This window comes from Sphingomonas sp. FW306-05-A, from assembly GCF_058782275.1.
Genome location: NZ_JBYSXN010000002.1, coordinates 1,377,039 through 1,400,658 on the forward strand (window position 1 = coordinate 1,377,039; position 23,620 = coordinate 1,400,658).

Below are 23,620 nucleotides of genomic sequence, written 5' to 3' on the forward strand. Positions count from 1 at the left end.
CGTTGAAGCTTCCCCCCCGGCTTGCTATCGCGACCCCATGATCGCCCCGCCCGAAATCCTCCGCGTCACCCACGCCCGCAACATCTGCGACGGCGCGACCGACATTCCTGGCGGCGCGAGCCTCGGCCATCCGCGCGTCTTTCTCGAGATCGACGAGACCGGTTACGTCGATTGCGGCTATTGTGACCGCCGCTTCATCCTGATCGGCGGACCCGCCGATGGCGTCGATCAGGCGGGCTTGCACGATCATGGGGATGGCGCAGGCCGCTGAGCCTCCTATATTCGGGGGTATGACGAGTCCCGCAGACCCCCGCGCTTTCCTCTATCATGACGGACAGCTGTCCCCCGACGAGGCCCAGGCCCTCACCGCCGCCGCACTCGGCAAGGCGGATGACGGCGAGCTTTACCTGCAATATCGCAAGTCCGAGGCGTTCGGCTTCGACGATGGCCGACTGAAGACCGCGAGCTACGACACGCATTCGGGCTTTGGTCTCCGCGCAGTGTCGGGCGAGATGACCGCCTTCGCGCACGCCAACGAACTGAGCGCCGCCGCGATCAAGCGCGCGTCCGAGACGATGGCGCTGATCGATCCGTCCGCCAGCCCCAAGGCCGCCCCGCCGCGCGCCACCAACCGGCATCTCTATACCGACGCCGATCCGCTCGACCTGATCCCCTTCGCCGACAAGGTGAATTTGTGCCAGACGATCGACGCCGCCGCGCGCGCGCGCGATCCGCGCGTGGCGCAGGTGTCGGTATCGCTGATGGGCAATTGGAACGTGGTCGAGATCGTCCGCGCCGATGGCTTCATGGCGACCGACATCCGGCCGCTGGTGCGGCTCAACGTGTCGATCGTGGTCGAGCAGAATGGCCGCCGCGAGACCGGCAGCTTCGGGATCGGCGGGCGCTATCTCTACACCGACCTGATGGAGCCCGCGACGTGGAACCGCGCGATCGACGAGGCGCTGGCGCAAGCCGTCGTCAATCTCGATTCGGTCGCTGCCCCTGCGGGTGAGATGACCGTGCTGCTCGGGCCGGGCTGGCCGGGGATTTTGCTGCACGAGGCGATCGGCCACGGGCTGGAGGGCGATTTCAACCGCAAGGGCACCAGCGCCTTCTCCGGGCGGATCGGCGAGCGTGTCGCCGCGCCGGGCGTGACGGTGGTCGACGACGGGTCGATCGCGGATCGCCGCGGGTCGCTGTCGATCGACGACGAGGGCACGCCGACGCAGGAGAACGTGCTGATCGAGGACGGGATTCTCAAGGGTTATATCCAGGACCGGCTCAACGCGCGGCTGATGGGCGTCGCGCCGACCGGCAACGGGCGTCGCGAGAGCTTCGCCCACGCGCCGATGCCGCGGATGACCAACACTTTCATGCGCGGCGGGAATGACGATCCCGCTGAGCTGCTCAGCCGAGTCAAGTCGGGCATCTTCGCCAAGGCGTTCGGCGGCGGGCAGGTCGACATCGTGTCGGGCAAGTTCGTTTTTTCGTGCACCGAGGCGTATCGCATTGAAAACGGGAAGATCGGCGCGCCGATCAAGGGCGCTACGCTGATCGGCGACGGTCCGTCGTGCCTGACCAAGGTCGAGGGGATCGGCAACGATTTCGCGCTCGACGAAGGCATCGGCATGTGCGGCAAGGGCGGGCAGAGCGTGCCGGCCGGCGTCGGGCAGCCGACGTTGCTGGTCGGCGGGCTGACCGTTGGCGGGACGGCGATGTAACGGACAACGGGCGGTTTTTCCGTCACCCCGGCGCTGGCCGGGGTGACGCCGGGGTAGGATGATGACGATGCCGACAGTGTCCCCCTGGCCCGATCTCGACTGGGCCGCGTGGCGCGAGACCGCGATCGGGCTCCAGCTTCGCACGCAGATCATCGGCAAGGTCCGGCTCGCGCTGACGCCGTGGCTCAACCATAGCTGGCATGTGCCGTTTTATGTTTCCGTACGCGGACTTACCACCTCGGCGATCTATATCGGCGAGCGGATTCTCGAGATCGAGTTCGACCTGCTCCATGACCGGCTGATCTTCATGACCAGCGACGGGCGCAGCCGCGGGATCGAGCTTCGCGCCGGCAGCATCGCGGATTTTCACAAGACGGTGGTCGCCTGCCTGACCGAGCTCGACATCCCCGCGACCTTCGATGGCACCCCGAGCGAGATGGCCGATGTGCCTCCTTTCGCGCAGGATGACGCCGAAAGGCCCTATGATGCAGACGCCGTGCGCGCGTTCTGGCGCGTTCTGATCCAGGTTTCGCGCGTTTTCGGTCAGTTTCGCACCGGTTTTACCGGCAAGGCGAGCCCGGTGCACTTTTTCTGGGGCAGCTTCGATCTGGCGGTCACGCGTTTCTCGGGTCGCGATGCGCCGACCCACCCCGGCGGCTTCCCCGGCCTCCCCGATGCGGTGACGCGCGACGCCTACAGCCATGAGGAAGCGAGCGTCGGCTTCTGGCCGGGCAGCGATGCCTATCCGAATGCCGCCTTCTACGCCTACGCCTATCCCGCACCCGACCAATATGCCGAAGCGAAGGTCAGCCCGGCAGCGGCGGAATGGAACGCAGGGCTGGGCGAATTCCTGCTCCCATATGACGCGGTCCGTACCGCGCCCGATCCGGACGCGGCGCTGCTCGCCTTCTGCCAGTCGACCTATGATGCCGCCGCCGATCTTGCGGGCTGGGATCGCGCCGCGCTCGACTGCGCACTGGGTCGTGCAAGCATCCCTCGCGCCGTCTGATCGCTTGCGTCGGTATCCACCGCCTGTAACCATGCGGCTGGATCAGAGGGTGTGTTTGATGAAGAAATTCCTGCCTGTTTTCATGGCTATGGCGGTTGTCGTCAGTCCGGTTGCGGCACAATCGGGCGACCGCACGCAACGTTTGCTCGGCGAGCTGGCCGATGCGCCCGGCCCGCCCGGGTTCGAGGAGGCGGTTCGCGCGGTCATGGTGCGCGAACTCAAGCCGCTGGCGGACAAGGTCAGCTATGACGGCGTCGGCTCGGTGATCGCACAGCACGGGTCGAGCGGGCCCAAGGTGATGCTCGACGCGCATATGGACGAGCTTGGCGGGGTGGTGCGGCGCGTGACGCCGACCGGCTATCTCTCGATGCAGATGCTCGGCGGCTGGCTTGACCAGGCGCTCCCCGACCAGCGCTGGATCATCATCGGCAAGAAGGGGCCGGTCCATGCGGTCACCGGGATCCGCGATATTCATGTCGTCCCCGCCGACGAACGCAGCAAGGTCTATCCGCGCGACACGCTCTTTCTCGATGTCGGCGCGAAGACCCCGGCGGAGGTGGCGGCGCTCGGGCTGTCGCCGGGGGATCCGGTCGTGCCGGATTCGCCCTTCACGGTGATGGGCAAGGGCGATCGCTATCTCGGCAAGGCGTGGGACGACCGCGTCGGGCTCGCGGTGATCATCGAGGCGCTGCGGCGGCTTCGCAGTACCGGCCACCCCAACCAGCTGTTCGTCGTCGCGACCGTGCAGGAGGAAGTGGGCCTCCGCGGGGCGCGCACCTCGGCGGACCTGATCAAGCCCGATGTCGGCATCGCGATCGAAGGCGGCATCACGGGCGACAGCCCGGGGCGCAACCCGGAGGAGACGCAGGCGATGCTCGGCGGTGGGCCGGGGATCTTCCTGTACGATTCGAGCACCCTGCCCAACCGCAAGTTCGTCCGGCTGGTCGACGAGACCGCGCAAGGCGCGCGTATTCCGCTCCAGCATGATCTGGTCCAGGGTTACGGCGACGACAGCGCGGCGATCCAGGCGACCAATGGCGGCGTGCCGACGGTCAACCTCGTCGTCCCTGCGCGCTATACGCATGCGCATAACGGAATCATCGATCGGGCGGATTTCGACCGGATGGTCGACCTCGTCGTCGCGCTGATCGGCAAGCTGGATGCGAAGACGGTCGCGGATCTGCGCGATTTCACCCCGGGGAAGGAATGACGGCATGAGCCTGGTCGAAGTCGGGCGCTTCGGGCGCAACGAGGCGTATATCGTGATCGGGCGGTTGGAGTCCGAGGGGATCATGGCGATTGCGCTCGATGGCAATGCGAGCATCGCGGACGGGAGCCAGTATCTGATTCCGGTCCGCGTGATGGTGGATGATGAGGATGCGGACGCGGCGCGGGAGATCCTGGGGGCGGACGCTGGCTGAGGTTGTCCGTACGCCCTGTACGGGGTGCTCTGCGAGGCTCCCCCCACCCCCTACCCCTCCCCTGAAGGGGAGGGGCAAGAAGAAATAAGAAGCACGGGCAAGCCCCTCCCCTTTAGGGGAGGGGTTGGGGTGGGGCCGTGCAGCGCGCCCGGCGTGGGAGGCTTCGTGACGCACCGCCGCACACATGGTTCTCGACTGCACTAGAAATCATAGCCTCCCTCAAACCCCAACCTGCCTCATTTTCAGGCATCCATTCGCACGTGCACATAAAATTTACGCAATCGTAACCGTGTTGTCATGCCGCAACCGCGAAATCGCGTCGTTAACGATTTGGCACGTCGATTGCACAGCAGAACCCCAGGACCAATAAACAGGGGGGTTCGCGCATGAAGCTCGTCATAGGCATCATCAAGCCGTTCAAGCTCGACGACGTGCGCGAGGCGCTGACCGAGATCGGCGTGGCGGGCATGACGGTCACCGAGGTCAAGGGTTTCGGGCGCCAGAAAGGCCAGACCGAAATCTACCGCGGTGCCGAATACAGCACCAACATGGTCCCCAAGATCAAGGTCGAGGTCGTCTGCGGCAGCGATATCGCGTCCCGCGTGGTCGAGGCGATCCAGGCGTCCGCCAACACCGGCGCGATCGGTGACGGCAAGATTTTCGTGCTCGATGTCGGACAAGCGGTTCGGATCCGCACCGGCGAAACCGACGAGACCGCGCTGTGAAGGGGGTAGAGATGAAGCCAGGAATCAAGACGGGTTTGGCGGTTCTGGCGGGGGCTAGCGTCTTCGCGGCACTGCCCGCCTGGGCACAGGCTGCGGCCGGCCCAATAAAAGCCCCCGATGCCGCGCAGATGGCGACGATGGTCAACAAGGGCGACACCAGCTGGATGCTGATCTCGGCGGCCCTCGTGCTGATGATGTCGGTGCCCGGCCTCGCGCTGTTCTACGGCGGCCTCGTGCGCACCAAAAACATGCTGTCGGTGCTGATGCAGGTGATGATGATCGTCTGCGTCGCGGCGCTGCTGTGGGTCTCCTACGGCTATTCGATCGCGTTTACGTCGGGCGGCGAGAACCACTTCTTCGGCGGTCTTTCCAAGGCGTTCCTCAAGGGCGTTGACGGTACCACGCTGGCGGCGACCTTCTCGAACAACGTCTACATTCCCGAACTGGCCTATGTCTGCTTCCAGATGACCTTCGCGTGCATCACGCCCGCGCTGATCGTCGGGGCGTTCGCCGAGCGGGTGAAGTTCACCCCGCTGATCATCTTCGTGGTCGCATGGCTGACGCTGGTCTATTTCCCGATCGCGCACATGGTCTGGTACTGGGCTGGCCCGGACTTCCTCCCCGATGCGCCGACCGATGGTGGCTGGCTGTTCAACCTCGGCGCGCTCGACTTCGCGGGCGGCACCGTGGTCCACATCAACGCTGGCATCGCCGGTCTGGTCGGCTGCCTCGTGATCGGTCCGCGGCTTGGCTTCGGCCGCGAGCCGATGCCGCCGCACTCGCTGACGATGACGATGATCGGCGCCAGCCTGCTGTGGGTCGGCTGGTTCGGGTTCAACGCGGGGTCCAACCTCGAAGCGAACGGCGTGACCGCGGTCGCGTTCATCAACACCTTCGTCGCTACCGCCGCCGCTGCGGTCTCCTGGGCAGTGATCGACCAGATCGTCCACAAGAAGCCGTCGCTGCTCGGCGCGGTGACGGGCGCGGTCGCGGGGCTCGTGGCGATCACCCCGGCTTCCGGGTTCGCTGCACCGATGACCTCGATCGTCCTCGGCCTCATCGTGTCGCCGATCTGCTTCATCTTCGTCACCTATGTGAAGGCGTGGCTGAAGTATGACGACTCGCTCGACGTGTTCGGGGTCCACTGCGTCGGCGGGATCGTCGGCGCGCTGGCCACCGCGATCGTCGCGGCACCGTCGCTCGGCGGACAGGGCTATTTCGATTACACCAAGTTCCCTGCGGTCGCGGTTGCGGCGGCCGACTACAGCATGTCGGCGCAGATGATGAAGCAGCTGACCGCGGTCGGGATCACTTTGGTGTGGTCTGGCGGCATCTCCGCCGTGCTGTTCCTTGCGCTCAAGTACACGATCGGCCTGCGTCCGACCGAAGAGGTCGAGCACAACGGGCTCGACATCACCGAACACGGCGAGCGCGCGTACAATTATTGAAGAGATTGGCCGCCGGGTCGGTGACCCGGTTGGCCCCACAATGTTCCTCCTGCGGACAACCTTAGGCCGGTGCGGCAACGCACCGGCCCTTTTTTGTGCTTGCGGGATCAGTGGAAATCGCGGGATTTGGGGACGATCCGCGCATCACGCGGATGCCGCGGCGGGACCGGACGGACCATCTCGTCCGCGCGCGCGAGCGGGACGCGGACCGCAGTGTCTTCCCCCAGCGTATCGAGCAGCGCGCTGCGGTCATGCACCCGGTTCGCCATCAGGTGGACGACGCCCTCTGGGCTGCGCTGGACTTCGCCCTCGATCAGCATCAGCCGCGATCCCATCACCTGCGCGCGGACCGTCTCGAACAGCCGGGCCCAGATCACGACATTGGTGACGCCGGTCTCGTCCTCGATCGTCACGAAGATCGCATTGCCGTTCCCCGGGCGTTGCCGGATCAGCACGATCCCCGCGGTCCGTACGCGCGACCCGGCCTTGACCGCGCTGGTGCGCGCGCAACTGCTGATCCCTTCGTCGGTGAGCGTTGCGCGCAGGAAGCTCATCGGGTGATCCTTGAGCGACAGCCGCAGCGTCTTGTAATCGACCACCACCTGCTCTGCCGCGCTCATCAGCGGAAGCGCCATGTCGGGCTCCTCCCCCAGTTCGCGCGCGCTCGCGGCAGCGAACAGCGGCAGTGCTGCATCGGGGGTGCGGCGGACTTCCCACAAGGCCTGCCGCCGATCGAGCGCGATCGACCCGAACGCATCGACGTCCGCGAGCAGCCTGAGCGCGCGCTGCGGGAGCGCCGCGCGCCGCGCCAGAGCCTCGACCGAGGCGAACGGCCCGCGCGCGCGCGCCGCGACCAACGCGTCTGCCCAGGCACGACGGAACCCGTCCATCTGGCGAAACCCGAGCCGCAGCCCGAGCACGCCTGCATCGTCGGGTTCGAGGCTGTTGTCCCAGTCGCTCGCGTTGATGTCGACCGGATGGACCGCGATCCCATGCTCGCGCGCATCGCGGACGATCTGTGCGGGGGCATAGAAGCCCATCGGCTGCGCATTGAGCAGCGCGCAGGCGAACACCGCGGGCTGGTGGCATTTGATCCACGACGACACGTAGACGAGCCGCGCGAACGACAGCGCATGGCTTTCGGGGAAGCCGTAGCTGCCGAACCCCTCGATCTGCTGGAAACAGCGTTCGGCGAAGTCGCGATCATAACCGCGTGCCGCCATCCCCTCGACCATCTTGACGCGGAAGTCGTCCATCCCGCCGGTATGGCGAAAGGTCGCCATCGCGCGGCGCAGCTTGTTCGCTTCGACCGGGGTGAATGCCGCCGCGACGATCGCGAGCTTCATCGCCTGTTCCTGGAACAACGGCACGCCGAAAGTCTTGCCGAGCAGGTCCTTGAGTTCGTTGGGATTGTGCGGCGGTGCAGGCGAGGGATAGTCGACCTTCTCGATCCCGCTGCGGCGGCGCAGATAGGGGTGGACCATCTCGCCCTGAATCGGCCCGGGCCGGACGATCGCGACCTGCACGGTCAGGTCGTAGAGCGAGCGCGGTTTGAGCCGGGGCAGCATGTTGATCTGCGCGCGGCTTTCGACCTGGAACACCCCGATGCTGTCGCCCTTGCACAGCATGTCATAGACCGCGGGATCATCCGCCGCGATATCGACCTCGAGATCATGGTCGCCGAGCCCGTGCCGGCGCATCAGGTCGAAGCTCTTGCGGATGCACGTCAGCATGCCGAGCGCGAGCACGTCGACCTTCATCAGCCCGAGCGCGTCGATATCGTCCTTGTCCCATTCGATGAAGGTCCGGTCGGGCATCGCGCCATTGTGGATCGGGACGGTCTCGTCGAGCCGGTCCTGCGTCAGCACGAACCCGCCGACATGCTGCGACAGATGCCGCGGGAATTCGAGGATCTGTTCGACCAGCCCCTTCAATCGCGCGATCGCGGGGTTGGTAGGGTCGAGCCCGGCATCGGCATAGCGCCGGTCCTCGAGCTTGCTCGCGAAACTGCCCCAGACGGTGCTGCCGAGCCGCGCGGTGACGTCCTCGGTGAAGCCCAGCACCTTCCCCACCTCGCGCACCGCGCTGCGCGGGCGATAATGGATGACGGTCGCGGCGATCCCGGCGCGGTGGCGGCCGTAGCGGCGATAGACATACTGCATCACCTCCTCACGGCGTTCGTGCTCGAAATCGACGTCGATATCGGGCGGCTCGCTGCGTTCCTCGGACACGAAGCGCGAGAACAGCAGGTCGTGCTGGACCGGATCGACCGAGGTCACGCCGAGCAGGAAGCACACGATCGAATTCGCCGCCGACCCGCGCCCCTGGCACAGGATCGGCGGGGTCTGCGCGCGCGCGAAGCGGACGAGATCGTGGACGGTGAGGAAGTAGAAGGCGTATTTCTGCGACCGGATCAGGCGGAATTCCTCCGCGAGCAACGCCTCGACCTTGGGGGACAGCGTTTCGCCGTAGCGCTGGTGCGCCGCCTCGAGCACGATATGCTCGAGCCAGTCCTGCGGTTCCCAGCCGTACGGGATCGGTTCGTGCGGATATTCGTAGCTGAGATCGCGCAGCGTGAAGGTGATCCGGTCGAGGATCACGCGGCTCTGCGCGACCGCATCGGGGCAATCGCGGAACAGCCGTACCATCTCGTCGGCGGGTTTGAGATGCCGTTCGGCATTGGCGGCGAGGATCCGCCCGGCGGTGGTGATTGTCGTGCCGTGGAGGATGCAGGTCAGCACGTCGTGGAGCGGTCGCTGCGCCGGTCCCGCATAGAGCGCGTCGTTGGTCGCGAGCAGCGGGACATGTGCCGCCTGCGCGACCGCTTGCATCCGCGCGAGCATCCGCCGGTCGCGCCCCTGCCGCAGCATCGTCACGCCGAGCCACACCCGATCCCCGCACGCGGCGCGGAGCGTTTGCAGAACGCCCAGATCCTGCTCCTTACCGAGCACGATCAGCAGCAAGTCTTCGTGATGATCGAGCAAATCGGCGAAATGCAGCTCGCAATCGCCCTTTTCGGCGCGCAAATTACCCAGCGTCAGCAGCCGCGTCAGCCGCCCCCAGCCGAACCGCGTCGCCGGATAGGCGACGATGTCGGGCGTATCGTCCGAAAACACCAGCCGCGCGCCGACGACCAGCCGGAACTGCAAATCGGGCAGCCCCGCCGCCGCCGCTTCCTTGACCGCCGATTCGAGCGCGACATGCGCACGGACGACGCCCGCAACCGTATTGCGATCGGCCAGACCGATCCCGTCGAGCCCGAGCCGGAGCGCTTCGGCAACCATTTCATGCGGATGCGCGGCACCGCGCAGGAAGGAATAATTGCTCGCCGCGACCAGTTCGGCAAAACCGGTCATGCGAACAGGCCGTGGACATACCAGTCGGGATCGGGCTTCTCGCGATCGTACAGGCCGTGGCGGAAGATCCAGAAGCGCCGTCCGCGCGTATCCTCGACGCGGTAATAATCGCGCGTCAGCCCGGCGGCATCGATCCGCTTCCACCATTCTGCGGCGATCCGCTCGGGGCCTTCGAACCGCGTCACGTCGTGCAGCGTCCGCCGCCAGCGGAAGCGATGCGGCGGGCCGTCGGGAACTTCGGCCATCACTTCGATCCGCTGCGGCGGATCGAACAGATGGATCGGGCGCAGCGGCGGCTCGCCCGGGTCGAGCGGTTGCCATGCAGGCACGGGCGCGGTCGGCGCGTCGAGCGCGGGGATACTGAGCACGCCCTGTTCGGGAATATGGCTGTCGCGCGCGACGAAGCGCCGGATCCGGGTCCGCCCGACCCGCGTACTGAGCCGGTCGACCAGCGCCGCCATCGCATCGTCGCCGATCGCGCCGCCCTCAAGCTGCAATTGCGTCGGCGCGAGCGGCTCGATCCGCGGCACGATGAAGCGCAGCATGTCGAACCCGAAGCCGGGGTCGAGCGGATCGGCGAGCGCGTCGATCCGTTCACGGAACAGCCGCAGCAGCGTCGGCGGGTCGCGTGCGGGGAGCCCCGTCTCGATTGCAAGATCGCGCACCTGCCCGTCGCTGCGGAACAAGCGCACTGCAAAACGCCGCCCGCCCTTGTGGCGCTCCGCCAGCGCCTGCGATGCCTCCGTCGCGAGATCGTCGATCACGTCGAGGACATGTTCGGTCCGCGCGATCGGTTCGGCAAAGCGGCGTTCGAAGAACATCGCTGGCAAGCGACGGCGCGGCTGGATCCGGCTGTCGAGATCGCCGAGCAGCCGTGCGAGCGTCTCGGTGGTTTCCTCGCCGAAACGCGCAGAGATCGGCGCGGACGGACGTCCCGCGAGATCGCCGAGCGTCTTCAATCCGGCGCGGCGGAGCGCGACCAGCGTTTCGTCGGGCAACCGCAGCGCCGCGACATCGAGCCGGCGCAGTGCTGCCGTCTCGCTCGCGGCAGGCATCGTCTGGAACCGCGCGAGCGCCTGCGCACCATCGGGGCTGCCCGCGACCGCATGGCGCAGTTGCGCGCCCCAGCTGGCGAGGCGCTGCTCGAGGTCGGCGACCAGGCCGTCCTCGCCACCGAACAGATGCGCGCAGCCGGTGATGTCGAGCGTGATGCCGTCGGCTTCGTCGAGCGCGACCATCGGGGTGTAGCGTTCGCACAGGTCCGCGATCCGCTCGATCCAGTCCTGGTCGGCGGCGGGGGCGGCATCGTGCGCGGCGAGATCGGGCAGGATCGCACGCGCATCCGCCAGCGCCATCCCCGGCGACAGGCCAAGCGCGTGCGCACGCGGATCGACCGCGGTGATCCGCATCGCGCCACGCTGCTTTTCGACGAAGACGAACGGTGCGTCAGCCCCCGGATCGACCCCTGTATCGACCCCCGGATCGACCATAGTGTCAGCCGACGCGGCGGAACCCCGGGTGCGGGATTGCCGGTCGCTCGACAGGAAGGGAAACCACAGTGCCAGATGCCGCCGGGCGGACTGTGGCGGCGATGATGCCAGAGTCTCGGCGAGGGTCTCGGGCGCCGTCATGGTCGGATCGACGCGGCGCACCCGCTGCGCGGAAGCTTGCTTGGTCACGGTCCCACTCCACCAGCCAGCGCCCGTCGCCGGGACGACCACGCTGGCGCAAAAGCGTTACATCGAGCACCGGATACCCCGGCGCGTTCGCCTCGAGCGGCGCGGACGCCGCGGCGCTGGCGGACCAGCGCGTATCCGCCGCACTGGGCGAAGGCTGCGCATCGATCCGCAGCAGCAGCACCGTGACGCCGGAACTTTCCGCCGCCAGCGCAAGCCTGCGCCCTGCGGTCAGATCGAGCATGGCCGGGTTGCGGCGCATTTCGATGACCGCCACCCCCACCGCCGGACACCGCACCACATCCGCCGCCGCGCGGAGCACCGCGAGCGGATCGGGCAACACGCCCAGGATCAGGTGCGATGGGTCGATCCCGAGTTCGACCAGGCCACCCACGTGGAGGACGCCCTGCTTTTCGGCCGCATCCTCGCGCAACCAGACGAGCGCCCCCCCCAGCCGGACCGCGAGCATCCCGACGAACCCCGCCGCGCACCCTGCATCCGCAGCGTCGTGCGCGAACACCTCATGCAACCGACCGCGGGCCAATCCGCCGCCGATCGCCTGATCGATTCCGTCATGTCCCGTTCCCACGCGAACCGTGTCGACCGCGGAATCGCACAGCCCCTCGCGCTGCTCTATGGCGGCGATCTGGCGCTTCAAATGGCGCAGCGAGGCGATCGACTCGGTCATATTTGTTCATCTTATGTTCCGTATCGCGCGGATTATGCGAGCGAGTCAACATGCTACGCGGGAACCCCTGGCGGATGGCCCTACGCGCCGTGCTCCGCCCGACACCGTCGCCATGAAGTGTTGCTGCGATGCAACAGGTTCCGGGAAACGCCTCATACCAAAGGATCACTTCGATCCGTCGCGTGTTTGGGCGTCGTCAATGGAGAACACACATGCGTAAAATTTTGATGGTTGCAGCCGCTGTCGCAGCACTCACCACGGGTGCAGCATCGGCTCAGGAAGTCACCACCACCGCCGCCAGCGAAGGCACGAGCAACACCTCGTTCCGCGGTTTCCGCCTCGAGGGTAACCTCGGCGGCGATCGTTTCCAGTCGCAGGGTCGTCATAACGACAAGTTCGGCTACGGTGCCACGATCGGTTTCGACGGCGTGATCGCTGACCGTATCGTCGTCGGTCCGGAAGCAACCTACTGGCGTGCAAACGACTGGACCGAGAATTGCGGCGCATCCAACGGCGGTTCGGTTTGCCACAAGTCGTTCGAGGAATTCGGCGTCGGCGTCCGCGCAGGCTATCTGGTCACGCCGCGTGCGATGGTCTTCGCCAAGGGCGGTTACGTCACCAACGAGCAGCGCAAGCGGTTCGATGCCAACACGCCCACGCAGACCTCGTTCTACGACCATGTCAACACGACCGGCTATCAGGTCGGCGGCGGTGCCGAGTACACGGTCACCGAGGGTCGTCTGCCGGTCTATGTCAACGCGCAGTATGTGTTCTCGCAGTATAACGACAACACCTCGCGTCACCGCATCATGGGCGGCATCGGCGTTCGCTTCAAGTAAGCGCAACTCCTACCGTTCGAGAGAGGCGCGCCCAGCGATGGGCGCGCCTTTTTTCGTTTTCCGGGGTCCGATCAGTGCCGCGAACCCAATCGTTCAGGAGGGGCGTTCAGGACGGGCGTTCAGGACGGGCGGATGTCGCTCGCTTCGAATGCCGCGACGATCGGCGATGGGTCGGTGAACTCGGTTTCATAGCTGAACGCCGTCGCAAGCCGTGCCCACGGCAACGCGGATCGCGTAAAGATCTCTGCGATCGGGCGGACCCACGCCGCGTCGTCGAGCGAACTCGGCCGCACGATCACGCTGTCGGGCGAGCCTGTCGTCGTCGTATGTGTCCATCCGGCGCAATCGGGGCAAAGATAGCGCGTCGAGGTCGCCCCCGAATCCGCGGTCTTGTCGATCGTGCGCGGGGCAACGTCGGATAGCAGGCTGAACCCCGCCTTGGGTATCGCCAGGCCCAGCGAAAAGGCGGATGCGGTCATCTGCTGGCAATCGCTGCAGTGGCACGCCATCGTGAACAGCGGTGGCTGGTCGATCCGGTAGCGGATCTTGCCGCAGAAGCAGCCACCATCGAGCGGAAGGGTAAAATCGGTCATCCCCCCGAAACGCGCCAGTGCCGGATCGGTCGCAAGCGGGGGGTGACGGTTTGTCCAAGTGACAGCGCACGCGCGCGCCGCTACCACGCCGCAATGGCTGCCCTCCGGCCCTTCCTGCAAAGCAACACGGCGCTGGTCTGGGCGGTGATCGTCTGTGCGTTGCTGATGCGCGCGATCGTTCCCGCAGGGTTCATGCCGATGGCGACCGCAAACGGCATCGAACTGGTGTTGTGCTCCGGCATGGCGCAGCCCTCCGATCCCACGACTGCGCCTGCCGCCGCCGGGATGATGCCCGGGATGCAGCATCATGCGATGCCGGATCACGCGATGCCGGATCACGCATTGCCGGGGCGTGGCGATGGCGGGCACCAGATTCCGGCCAAGCCCGAAGCACCCTGCGCCTTCGCCGGGCTGACCGCGCCGAGTCTCGGCGGCGCCGATATCGTCCTGCTGGCGATCGCCTTTGCTTCCGTCGTGGCGGCTGCGCTGTTCCAGCGACCGGACGCGCCGATCCGCCCGCGTCCCTTCCTGCGCCCACCGCTGCGCGGACCACCCGCACACGCCTGACGGTGTCCGCGCGCTCGGTTCGCCGAGCCTTGCCATGGCCTGATCCGTGCCGCCGCATCGCCGCGGATCGGACGGTCTCGCGCACGCGACCCTGAAAGACCGATCGCACGCCCGACGGCGTGCCCCCGTGTGAACGGCCACGGCCGTTATCGAACAGGAATTCCATGATCGACCGCATTCGCCTGCGCGGTGCCGTGTCGGGGCTGGCCGTGCTGGCCAGCACCGCACCCGCCCCTGTCGCAGCCCTCGACGCGCGCCGTACCGACGACATTCTCGTCATAGCGGAGCGCCAGACCCGAACCATCGAAGCCGCCCCCAATAGCCATGCGAGCGTCACCGCCGCCGAGATCGCGACGACGATCAACGCGGTCAACGTGGAGGATACGCTCAAATACCTCCCCAGCCTCGTGGTCCGCAAACGCCATATCGGCGACACGCAGGCCCCGCTTGCAACGCGCACCTCGGGGCTCGGGTCGAGCGCGCGGAGCCTGATATATGCCGATGGCGCGTTGCTGTCGGCGCTGATCGGGAACAACAACACCTCCGCCAGCCCGCGCTGGGGGATGGTCAGCCCCGAGGAGATCGCGCGGATCGACGTGCTCTACGGTCCGTTCTCGGCGGCCTATGCGGGAAACTCGATCGGCGCGGTCGTCAACATTACGACGCGCCTGCCCGACCGGCTCGAGGGGACGCTGAGCGCGGGCACCAGCCTCCAGACGTTCGACCTGTACGGCGCCAAGGCGACGCTCCCCGCACGGCAGATCGCGGCGACGCTGGGGGACCGGTTCGGACGGCTGTCGCTGTTCGGCAGCGTGACGCATACCGACAGCCGAAGCCAGCCAACGAGCTATGTCACCGCGGCCACCAACCCGGCGGGGACGACCGGCGGGGTCGCAGACCGCAACCGCACCGGCGCCGCGATCCGCGTGCTCGGGAGCGGCGGGATCGAGCAGCAGGCGCAGGACAACATCAAGCTCAAGGCGGCGTTCGACGTCTCGCCCGCACTGCGCCTGAGTTATGTCGGCGGGCTGTTCCGCAACGATACCGACTCGACCGCGGAGACCTACCTCAGCGTGACCGGGGGCGGTACACCCGTCTATACCGGCGCGTTCTCGAGCGGCGTCTATCGCTATGACCAGCGCCACTGGTCGCACGCGCTGTCCGCGACCGGAAAGGACGGGCGGTTCGACTGGCAGGTGATCGGGACGCTGTACGACTTCGCCAAGGATACGCAGCGGAGCCCCACCGGGGTGCTCCCCGCGGCGTTCGACGGGGGAGCGGGCAATATCACGCGGCTGGATGGCACGGGGTGGGAAACGTTCGACGCCAAAGGCGCGTGGCGCTCCGATGCTGCGGCGACGCATACTCTTAGCGCCGGGGTGCATTGGGATCGCTACACCGTGAACAGCAACCGCTATGCCACCACCGACTGGATCGCCGGGCCGCAGGGCGCGCTCAACCAGGCGTCGCGGGGGAAGACACGGACCGCTGCGGTGTGGGCGCAGGATGCGGTGCGGATCGCCGATCCGCTGACGCTGACGGTGGGTGGGCGCTATGAGGACTGGCGTGCGTATGACGGGTTCAATTTCTCGAGCACGCCTGCGCTGTCGGTTGCCCAGCCGGTCCGCACCGCGACGGGCTTCTCGCCCAAGGCGTCGCTCGCTTTTGTCCCGGCGCAGCATTGGACGGTGCGTGCATCGTTCGGCAAGGCGTATCGCTTCCCGACGGTCGGCGAACTCTACCAGGCGGTGACGACGGGGGCGGTGGTGACCGTCCCCGATCCGACGCTCCGCCCGGAGCGTGCGCTGTCCGAGGAACTTGCGATCGAGCGGCGCGATGCGGGGGGCGAGGTCCGGCTGGCGCTGTTTAATGAATCGATCGAGGATGCGTTGATCTCGCAGTCCGCGCCGTTGGTGGCGGGGTCGGCGGTTGCCTATACCTATGTCCAGAACGTCGACCGGACTCGTGCGCGCGGGGTCGAGCTGGCGGGGACGCGGTCCGACTTTCCGGTGCGCGGCGTCGATCTGTCGGGGAGCGTGACCTATACCGAGGCGACAACACGCGCGAACCGCGCCTTCCCCGCCGCGATCGGCAAGTTGCTCCCCTCGGTCCCGCGCTGGAAGGCGAGCGCGGTGGCGACGTGGCGGCCCACGACGGGCGTCGCGCTGACCACCGCGGCGCGCTACGCCAGCCGCAATTATGCGACGCTCGACAACAGCGACACGGTCGGGAACACGTATATGGGCTTCTACCGCTACTTCGTGATCGATGCCCGCGCGCGGTTCGAGGTGACGCCGCGCTACGCCTTCGCGGTCGGCGTCGACAACCTCAACAACGCGAGATATTTCCTCTTCCACCCCTTCCCCCAGCGCACGATCAGCGCGGAAGTAACGGCACGGCTATGAGCGTTCAGGCATCCGGAACCCGGTGGTATAACAGCGTCTGGCGCTGGCATTTCTATGCCGGGCTGGTGTGCATCCCGTTCGTGCTGTGGCTGGCGCTGACCGGATCGCTCTATCTGTGGCGGCCGCAGGTGGAGGCGTGGATCGACCAGCGGTTCGACCATCTGGCGACCTTGGCACCCGCACAGTCGCCGGACGCGCAAGCCGCCGCGGCGCTGCGCGCGGTGCCGGGGTCGGTCTTGCGCAAGTACGTGCTGCCCGATGCGCCTGGCCATGCGGTGCGCGTCATCGTCGGGCGCGCGGGCGTGGACAGCCGGGTCTATGTCGATCCGGCGACGCTGCGGGTGCTGCAGGTCGTGCGCGAGGATGCGCGGCTGTTTCCGCTGCTGTCGCGGCTGCACGGGACGCTGCTCGCGGGGACCATCGGCAGCTATATCGTCGAGATCGCGGCGTGCTGGGCGGTGACGATGTTGCTGACCGGGCTGTATCTGTGGTGGCCGCGGGGCGCGCGGGGGCTTGGCGGGGTGCTGTATCCGCGGCTCGGGGGCGGCAAGCGGCGGTTCTGGCGGGACCTGCATGCGACGACCGGGGTGTGGGTCTCGGTGTTCGCGCTGGGGCTGATCCTGACCGGACTGCCGTGGGCGAAGGGCTGGGGGAGCTATCTGGTCGAGGTCCGCGCGCTGACGGGGACGAGCAAGGGGCCGGTCGACTGGACGATCGGGGGCAAGCCGCCGATCGCACCGCCCAGCGCGGACCCGCACGCCGGGCACGCCGGAATGGCCGGGATGCCGATGCAGGCGGTTGCCCCTGCCCCGCTGCCGGCGGGCGCGTTGTCGCGGGTCGTGGCGGCGGCGCGGCCGCTCGGGATCGCGGCGCCGGTGCTGGTCGCGCCGCCCAAGACGCCGGGGGGCGCGTGGTCGGTGAGTTCGGACTCGGCGAACCGACCGCAGCGCTCGGACGCGCAAGTCGACGGCGCGACGGGGCGCGTGCTTGGTCGGAGCGGCTTTGCACAGCGGCACTGGATCGACCGGCTGATCGGGTACGGCATCGCGGTCCATGAAGGCGCGCTGTTCGGGCTGGCCAACCAGATCGCGGGGACGCTGGTCGCGGCGATGCTCGCGCTGCTTGCCGGGTCGGGCGCGGTGCTGTGGTGGCGCAGGCGGCCGGTCGGGCTGCTCGGCGCGCCGATCCCGCTGACGCGACCGCGGTTCGGGCCGGTGCTGGTCGCCGCGATCGTGGTGCTGGGGGTCTATATGCCGCTGTTCGGCGGGACCTTGCTGCTGGTGCTGGCGGTGGAACGGCTGGTGTTGCGACGGATCGGAGGTGCGCGGCGCTGGTTGGGGCTGGCGCGCGCGTAACGCGCGAAGATCGTCAAGGTCGCACAGGACGGCCACGCGCGGGCGCTGCCGCAGGGCAGCTCAGGCGCGCCGCAGCCGCAGCCCGCGCCACGCGGCATAGCCGACGAGCAGCACCACCAGCGCTTGCGCCGCGAGGACCGACGGCTCCCCGCCGGTTGGCGCAAGCCCATGTAATATCGGTATTTTCTGGAACGACTGCACCACCAGCACGACCATGTCGAGCCATTGTGCGAGCAGCGCGGGGATGAGATACGCCCACTGCCACCGTCCGGCCAGACGCCGACCGTACAACGCATAGACTGCGACCGCGAGCAGCAGCAACGAGACGACGCCGAAGACGAACGGTGGCCCGATCGGCTTGGGCGGAAAGAGGAAGCCGGTCACGCTGGTCAGGATCGTGAAGACGAGGAAGACGGTGTTGGCGGTCTTCCACCAGCGTCCGGTCGTCAATGCGCCGAAGAACACCAGTCCCGCGGCGATCGCGACGAGGTTGATCGCGGTGTGGAGCGCGGTGAAGGCTGCTAGCGACAGACCCAACATCATCGTGATTCCCCCCGGAACTGGGCGGAGGATAGCATGGGCGGGCCCGTCGGGAGAGTCGTTTCGGCAACGGATCGTTTTGGGGGACGAGGTGCCTTTTTGGCTGAAGGTTCCGTAGTTTACCGCTCCCTCAGCGGGTGGATTTGACGGCCTTGGGGTTGCTCCACGTCACGTCGATGGCGCGTAACCGGTAGCGCCCCGGCGGCAGCATCAGGGCGACGTCTTCCTTGGGTCTGATCGCCACACGATCCATCGGAACCGACGTGGCCGGCTCGTCCAGCGGGCGGGCCTCGATCACCCGCCAGCCGACCGACGGACGCAAGGCGGCGGGTACGCTGACCGGCCGGTCTCCCGCCTTCTCGCGCCATACGGGACGCCCTCGGTCGAAGCGGGCCGGCGGGTGGTCGACAACCAGATCGAACGACCCGGGCGGCTGATCGGCCGGGAGGACAGCGAGACGGTCTGCCTCGCCGCCGCCGCGACAGTCGGTCTGGCTGATCGTCAACGGATCGATGCCCGTCTTTTGCTTGAGGAGCGCCGCCATCCACTTCGAACCGTCGGCGCGGGGAACCTCAAGTACGTGTTGATATCCGACATGGACCAGAAGCTTCGTGCCGGGGTGCTCCTTCAGGAACGCCGCCAGGTTGGCGGCTTGTTCCTCCTCTCGTACGGCGATTCGTTGCGCAAGCGTCGCGCCTGACGGCAACCCGTCGTTGGGATTGGCCTCGTAGGAAACGAGCCGGTAGCCCAACGCTTTGGCGCGTCGGCCCATTCTGCCGAATGCCGCTTCGCCGAGGTAGAAACCATCGTCATCGTCGAAATACGGAAGGTTCGGCTGCCGGACAAACGGGGCGCGATACTGTTTCGGCGTGGTTGGCGGATCGTTTTGCAGTGCTTCCAGCGCGAGCGCATCATACCCGAGCGGTCGCAGTCGCGCCGCCAGCATTGCCGTGAATCCACGCCCCTCCGACCGCTCGTGACTTTCGTTGACGATGACGATCGATGTCTGCCGCGCACGTCGCGCGATTTCATCGAGGACGTTGGCCGTCGGCATCAGCGCTGCGCAGTGCGTTGCCGCGAAGTTCTTGCTGCTCGACGCGATGAGGTCTTCGCGTCCGAACATGCTCAGGGTCTGCGTCGCACGGTTCGAGGCGAGCGGATGATCCGGATCGATTTCTGCAAGGTTGGCGAGCTTCATCGCCAACAGGCCCGACAGGCTTTCAGCAGATCTGGTCTCATATGCGTTATCGAATGCGATGCCTTTGTCGGGACCGTTCGCGGCAGCGCCAGCGGACGCCACCAGCGCGGCAGAAGTGGCCAAGGCAAATGCGGGACGGATGACGGCAATTCGCCGAACTGTGAGCATTCGGAAAGATACCAGACCCTTACCCCGCGTTACAGCGCTTCTGTCCGGTCTCCGTCACCGGCGCGACCTCGTTCGGCAGACGCGGGGGACGGTGCTAATGCCGCTGGCGGCGAAGGCTGGTCGGCGATCAGTTTTGCCAGCACTGCCTCGAAATCCGCGTGCGCATAGGGCTTCCGGAGCATCGGCCGATCGTACAGGTCCGTGCGATCTCCAAGATCACCATAGCCGGTCGAGAACGCGAACGGGATGCTACGCCGGATCAGCATATCGGCGACCGGGTAACTCTTCTCTCCCCCCAGGTTGACGTCGAGCATTGCTGCATCGAAGCTTTCTCCAACGAGGATTGCGGCGGCCTCGGCAACGCTGGCTGCGGCGCAGACCGCGGAACAGCCGAGATCCTCCAGCGCCATCTCGATTTGCATCAGGACGAGCATCTCGTCCTCGACCACGAGGATCCTGCGGCCGGCGAGAAGGCCGGTCATTCTTCCGTCTCTGTCGAAACCGGTATCTCGATCGTGCACGTCACGCCGGCGGGCAGATAGTCGAGCGTCACCGCGCCGCCGAGCTCGTGCGCCAGGCCGCGCTCGATGACCCATGATCCGAACCCCTTGTGCGTCGGCGGCGTCACCGGGGGTCCGTCGCTCTCCCGCCATTGCAGCAAGAGCCGATCCTTGGCCGCCGAAGGCATCGTCCAGTCGATCGCGATCTTGCCCGCATCGTTCGAAAAGGCACCGTATTTTACGGCGTTGGTGGCAAGCTCGTGGAGGGCGATCGCGACCGAGAGCGCGGTCTTGGGCGACAAATGCACATTGTCGCCGACGATCGTGAACCGCTCGGTGCGGCCCGTGACGACCTTGAACGGGTGCAGGGCCGTATCGACCAGTTCGTGAAGGCCAGCGCCCTCCCAATTGGTGTTGGTCAGCAGGTCGTGCGACCGCGACAGGGCAAGGATGCGCGACTCGATCGCTTCCCGGATCGCGGCGGGTTCGGCCGGCCGGCGGAGCGCCTGAGTGACGATCGACTGGACCGTCGACAAGGTGTTCTTGACCCGATGATTGAGCTCGTCGATCAGCATCTTGCACCGAGCGTTGTCTTGGCGGTGGTTCGTTAGATCGACGAGCGATACGAAATGCTGAACGACCGTACCGCCGTCGTCGCAAACCGGGCTGACGAACATCGACGCCCAGAACTCGCTGCCGTCCTTGCGCCTGTAGTGTATCTCCGGCTCGTGATCGCACTCTCCGCGGAATGCCGATTCGACGGTCGTCATCGTTTCCGGGTCGACTCCCACGGCGAGCAAGGACTGAAAGCTTTTGGCGAGCACTTCCTCCAGCGCATAGCCCGTCAGCTTCAGGAAGGCGTCATTTGCGAAGATGACCGGGTGGCCGGGCTCCACATCCGTAAAGACCATCGGCATGCGGGTCTTCTGAGCAGCCACGACGAACGGGCCAAGTTCCCGGCGGAACGTGTCGACTTCTGCCTCACCCTCTTTCTGGGCGGCTGACTTTGCCGTTATATCCACCGCGATTTTCCTTGTTCTGGCGCAGCTTACTCGATTTTCCTCGTTCCTCCTAAGGATAGTTTCAAGGGTGTAACGATGCCGTTATTGGCGCTTCCTTTGTGTCGGTCGCGCTTTTGGAAGGTTTGATTGCCATGAGGCCAAATGGTCTTGTCGCGGGAGCGTCAGAGCCGGACGCTGCCCACCCTTGCGTTGCCGCGCAGAGCAACGGCCTATCGCGCCTAGGACTCCCGGGCTCCTGCTTTCACAGGAGCCCGCAGAAGTCTTGTACAAGGCCGGGGCGACGGACGGGCGCGCTTACTCCGCCGGCAGGTAAATCTCCCCGCCCTTCTCCCGGAAGGTTTCACTCATCGCCGCCATTCCGGCCTCCGCATCGGCATGCGTCGTGCCCTTGGCGAACGCCGCGCGGTCCGCGTCGACCGCCTGCCCCGCGCCCGCCGCGAGGAAGCCGTCCGCCGGGCCGTTCTGCTTCGCCGCAAAGTCGCGCACTTCCTGCGTGATCTTCATCGAACAGAATTTCGGCCCGCACATCGAGCAGAAATGCGCGGTCTTGGCGCCTTCTGCGGGGAGCGTCTGGTCGTGGTACTGCTCGGCGGTGTCCGGGTCCAACGACAGGTTGAACTGGTCGCGCCAGCGGAAGTCGAAGCGCGCGCGCGACAGGGCGTCGTCGCGCATCTTGGCCGCCGGGTGGCCCTTCGCGAGATCGGCGGCGTGCGCGGCGAGCTTGTAGGTCACCACGCCGACCTTGACGTCGTCGCGGTCGGGGAGGCCCAGATGCTCCTTGGGCGTGACGTAACAAAGCATCGCGGTGCCGTACCAACCGATCATCGCGGCACCGATTCCGCTGGTGATATGATCGTAGCCCGGCGCAATATCGGTGGTGAGCGGCCCGAGCGTGTAGAACGGCGCCTCGCCGCACACTTCGAGCTGCTTTTCCATATTCTCCTTGATCTTGTGCATCGGCACATGGCCGGGGCCCTCGATCATCACCTGGACGTCGCTCTTCCACGCGCGGTGGGTGAGTTCGCCCAAGGTGTAGAGCTCGCTGAACTGCGCTTCGTCGTTGGCGTCGGCGATCGAGCCGGGGCGGAGACCATCACCGAGCGAATAGGCGATGTCATAGGCCTGCATGATCTCGGTGATCTCGTCGAAGCGTTCGTAGAGGAAGCTCTCCTTGTGGTGCGCGAGGCACCATTTCGCCATGATCGACCCGCCGCGCGAGACGATCCCGGTGACGCGCTTGGCGGTCATCGGTATATAGGCGAGCCGCACGCCCGCGTGGATCGTGAAGTAATCGACGCCCTGTTCGGCCTGCTCGATCAGCGTGTCGCGGAAGATCTCCCAGGTCAGGTCCTCGGCGACGCCGCCGACCTTCTCGAGCGCCTGATAGATCGGCACGGTGCCGATCGGGACGGGCGAATTGCGCAGGATCCATTCGCGCGTGTCGTGAATGTTGCGGCCCGTCGAGAGGTCCATCACCGTGTCCGCGCCCCAGCGGATCGACCAGACCATCTTGTCGACTTCCGCCGCGACGTTCGATGCGACCGCGGAGTTGCCGATGTTGGCGTTGATCTTGACGAGGAAGTTGCGCCCGATCGCCATCGGCTCGGATTCGGGGTGGTTGACGTTGTTGGGGATGATCGCACGGCCGCGCGCGATTTCGTCGCGGACGAATTCTGGGGTGACATAATCGGGGATCGACGCGCCGAACGATTCACCGTCGCGGATCAGTTTCTCCTTCGCCGCCGCGCGACCGAGATTCTCGCGGATCGCGACATATTCCATCTCGGGGGTGATGATTCCGCGGCGCGCGTAATGCATCTGGCTGACGTTCGCGCCTGCCTTGGCGCGAAGCGGACGCTTGATGACGTTGGGATATTGCGGGACGCCCGCCGAGCGATCGGGGCCGGTGAGGCCATTGTCCTCGGGGCGGATTTCGCGCGCGTCATAGGATCCGACGTCGCCGCGCGCGAGGATCCAGTCGCGACGGAGCTGCGGGAGCCCCTGGTTGATGTCGATCTGCGCGCGGGGGTCGGTGTACGGGCCGGACGTGTCGTAGACGCGCAAGGGCGGCTCCAGCGCGGACGGATCAAGCATGATCTCGCGCATCGCGACGCCCGCGCCGGGGATGTTGGCGTGCGGCACATGGATCTTGCGGCTGCCACGGATCGCTCCGGTGGTGACGCCAATTTCGGTGCGGGCAGGAATGTCGGCCATTGTATCGCTCCTCAAATCGGACGAGCGACAACGGAACCCGGGCGTGGACACCGCTCCCTCCCTCCGCCCGTGCTAACGGGATCAGGTTCAAACGGGTCGTAGCTTCAGCTACCTCTCAGCTGCTCTGGCGCAGCCCCCCGGGGAATATTGGTATGTGTACGCGCTCGTTCGCGCG

The 23,620-nt window shown here is 66.5% G+C and carries 20 protein-coding genes and 1 riboswitch; of the genes, 11 read left to right on the forward strand and 9 right to left on the reverse strand.

Annotation, left to right across the window (positions count from 1 at the left end):
• The first annotated feature begins 37 nt into the window (after nt 1-37).
• The 7 genes from AC3WJR_RS15170 (at nt 38) to AC3WJR_RS15200 (ending at nt 6,324) form a co-directional block, all read left to right on the forward strand.
• Entirely contained in the window at nt 38-271 is a 234-nt protein-coding gene (locus tag AC3WJR_RS15170; RefSeq protein WP_010214450.1) for a zinc-finger domain-containing protein, read from the forward strand.
• Between the two features lie 19 nt (nt 272-290).
• A complete protein-coding gene (gene tldD, locus AC3WJR_RS15175) occupies nt 291-1,721 on the forward strand; it encodes a metalloprotease TldD (protein WP_242137977.1) in 1,431 nt (476 codons plus the stop codon).
• Nucleotides 1,722-1,788: 67 nt separating this feature from the next.
• On the forward strand, nt 1,789-2,730 hold the full coding sequence (locus AC3WJR_RS15180) for a DUF5996 family protein (protein ID WP_492725753.1): 942 nt from the start codon (nt 1,789-1,791) through the stop codon (nt 2,728-2,730).
• A gap of 58 nt (nt 2,731-2,788) precedes the next feature.
• The gene (locus AC3WJR_RS15185) at nt 2,789-3,940 is read left to right on the forward strand and encodes a M42 family metallopeptidase (protein ID WP_492725754.1); all 1,152 of its coding nucleotides are present in this window, start codon (nt 2,789-2,791) and stop codon (nt 3,938-3,940) included.
• 4 nt (nt 3,941-3,944) lie between these two features.
• Entirely contained in the window at nt 3,945-4,151 is a 207-nt protein-coding gene (locus tag AC3WJR_RS15190) for a putative signal transducing protein (RefSeq protein WP_492725755.1), read from the forward strand.
• Nucleotides 4,152-4,537: 386 nt separating this feature from the next.
• Complete coding sequence (locus AC3WJR_RS15195; RefSeq protein ID WP_354278828.1) at nt 4,538-4,876, forward strand: P-II family nitrogen regulator; 339 nt, start codon at nt 4,538-4,540, stop codon at nt 4,874-4,876.
• An 11-nt stretch (nt 4,877-4,887) separates the two neighbouring features.
• The gene (locus tag AC3WJR_RS15200) at nt 4,888-6,324 is read left to right on the forward strand and encodes an ammonium transporter (RefSeq protein WP_492725756.1); all 1,437 of its coding nucleotides are present in this window, start codon (nt 4,888-4,890) and stop codon (nt 6,322-6,324) included.
• 107 nt (nt 6,325-6,431) lie between these two features.
• Here the strand turns inward: AC3WJR_RS15200 and AC3WJR_RS15205 are convergent, their stop codons facing one another.
• The 3 genes from AC3WJR_RS15205 to AC3WJR_RS15215 are packed head-to-tail and all read right to left on the reverse strand — an operon-like array spanning nt 6,432 to nt 12,044.
• Nucleotides 6,432-9,680, reverse strand: coding sequence for an error-prone DNA polymerase (locus AC3WJR_RS15205; protein WP_492725757.1), 3,249 nt, complete (start codon nt 9,678-9,680; stop codon nt 6,432-6,434).
• On the reverse strand, nt 9,677-11,170 hold the full coding sequence (locus AC3WJR_RS15210; protein WP_492725758.1) for a Y-family DNA polymerase: 1,494 nt from the start codon (nt 11,168-11,170) through the stop codon (nt 9,677-9,679). The genes AC3WJR_RS15205 and AC3WJR_RS15210 overlap by 4 nt, the downstream gene beginning before the upstream one ends.
• A 4-nt stretch (nt 11,171-11,174) precedes the next feature.
• Complete coding sequence (locus AC3WJR_RS15215) at nt 11,175-12,044, reverse strand: ImuA family protein (protein ID WP_492725760.1); 870 nt, start codon at nt 12,042-12,044, stop codon at nt 11,175-11,177.
• Nucleotides 12,045-12,256: 212 nt separating this feature from the next.
• Here AC3WJR_RS15215 and AC3WJR_RS15220 point away from each other — a divergent pair, with 212 nt between their 5' ends.
• Entirely contained in the window at nt 12,257-12,883 is a 627-nt protein-coding gene (locus AC3WJR_RS15220; protein WP_354278824.1) for an outer membrane protein, read from the forward strand.
• A gap of 119 nt (nt 12,884-13,002) precedes the next feature.
• Here AC3WJR_RS15220 and AC3WJR_RS15225 read toward each other — a convergent pair whose 3' ends face one another.
• Complete coding sequence (locus tag AC3WJR_RS15225) at nt 13,003-13,476, reverse strand: GFA family protein (RefSeq protein WP_354278823.1); 474 nt, start codon at nt 13,474-13,476, stop codon at nt 13,003-13,005.
• A gap of 93 nt (nt 13,477-13,569) precedes the next feature.
• On the opposite strand from AC3WJR_RS15225, the gene AC3WJR_RS15230 reads away from it, so the two are divergent.
• From AC3WJR_RS15230 to AC3WJR_RS15240, 3 genes are all read left to right on the forward strand, one after another.
• Nucleotides 13,570-14,043: a hypothetical protein gene (locus AC3WJR_RS15230; protein ID WP_354278822.1), complete on the forward strand. Its 474-nt coding sequence runs from the start codon at nt 13,570-13,572 to the stop codon at nt 14,041-14,043.
• Nucleotides 14,044-14,207: 164 nt separating this feature from the next.
• Complete coding sequence (locus AC3WJR_RS15235; protein ID WP_492725763.1) at nt 14,208-16,448, forward strand: TonB-dependent receptor; 2,241 nt, start codon at nt 14,208-14,210, stop codon at nt 16,446-16,448.
• Nucleotides 16,445-17,803 carry a PepSY-associated TM helix domain-containing protein gene (locus tag AC3WJR_RS15240; protein WP_492725765.1) on the forward strand — a complete coding sequence of 453 codons (1,359 nt, stop codon included), beginning with the start codon at nt 16,445-16,447 and terminating at the stop codon, nt 17,801-17,803. Before AC3WJR_RS15235 ends, AC3WJR_RS15240 begins: the two co-directional genes overlap by 4 nt.
• Nucleotides 17,804-17,863: 60 nt before the next feature.
• Here the strand turns inward: AC3WJR_RS15240 and AC3WJR_RS15245 are convergent, their stop codons facing one another.
• From AC3WJR_RS15245 to thiC, 5 genes are all read right to left on the reverse strand, one after another.
• Nucleotides 17,864-18,346 (reverse strand): hypothetical protein, encoded by a 483-nt coding sequence (locus tag AC3WJR_RS15245; RefSeq protein WP_492725767.1) that lies wholly within the window; start codon nt 18,344-18,346, stop codon nt 17,864-17,866.
• Nucleotides 18,347-18,473: 127 nt separating this feature from the next.
• A complete protein-coding gene (locus tag AC3WJR_RS15250; protein WP_492725769.1) occupies nt 18,474-19,664 on the reverse strand; it encodes a hypothetical protein in 1,191 nt (396 codons plus the stop codon).
• Between the two features lie 74 nt (nt 19,665-19,738).
• Complete coding sequence (locus tag AC3WJR_RS15255; RefSeq protein ID WP_492725770.1) at nt 19,739-20,191, reverse strand: response regulator; 453 nt, start codon at nt 20,189-20,191, stop codon at nt 19,739-19,741.
• Entirely contained in the window at nt 20,188-21,231 is a 1,044-nt protein-coding gene (locus AC3WJR_RS15260; protein ID WP_492725772.1) for an HWE histidine kinase domain-containing protein, read from the reverse strand. Before AC3WJR_RS15260 ends, AC3WJR_RS15255 begins: the two co-directional genes overlap by 4 nt.
• A gap of 294 nt (nt 21,232-21,525) precedes the next feature.
• Nucleotides 21,526-23,445, reverse strand: a complete 1,920-nt coding sequence (gene thiC / locus AC3WJR_RS15265; RefSeq protein ID WP_492725774.1) for a phosphomethylpyrimidine synthase ThiC — start codon at nt 23,443-23,445, stop codon at nt 21,526-21,528.
• Nucleotides 23,446-23,486: 41 nt separating this feature from the next.
• Nucleotides 23,487-23,595: riboswitch (TPP riboswitch) on the reverse strand.
• Nucleotides 23,596-23,620: the final 25 nt, after the last annotated feature.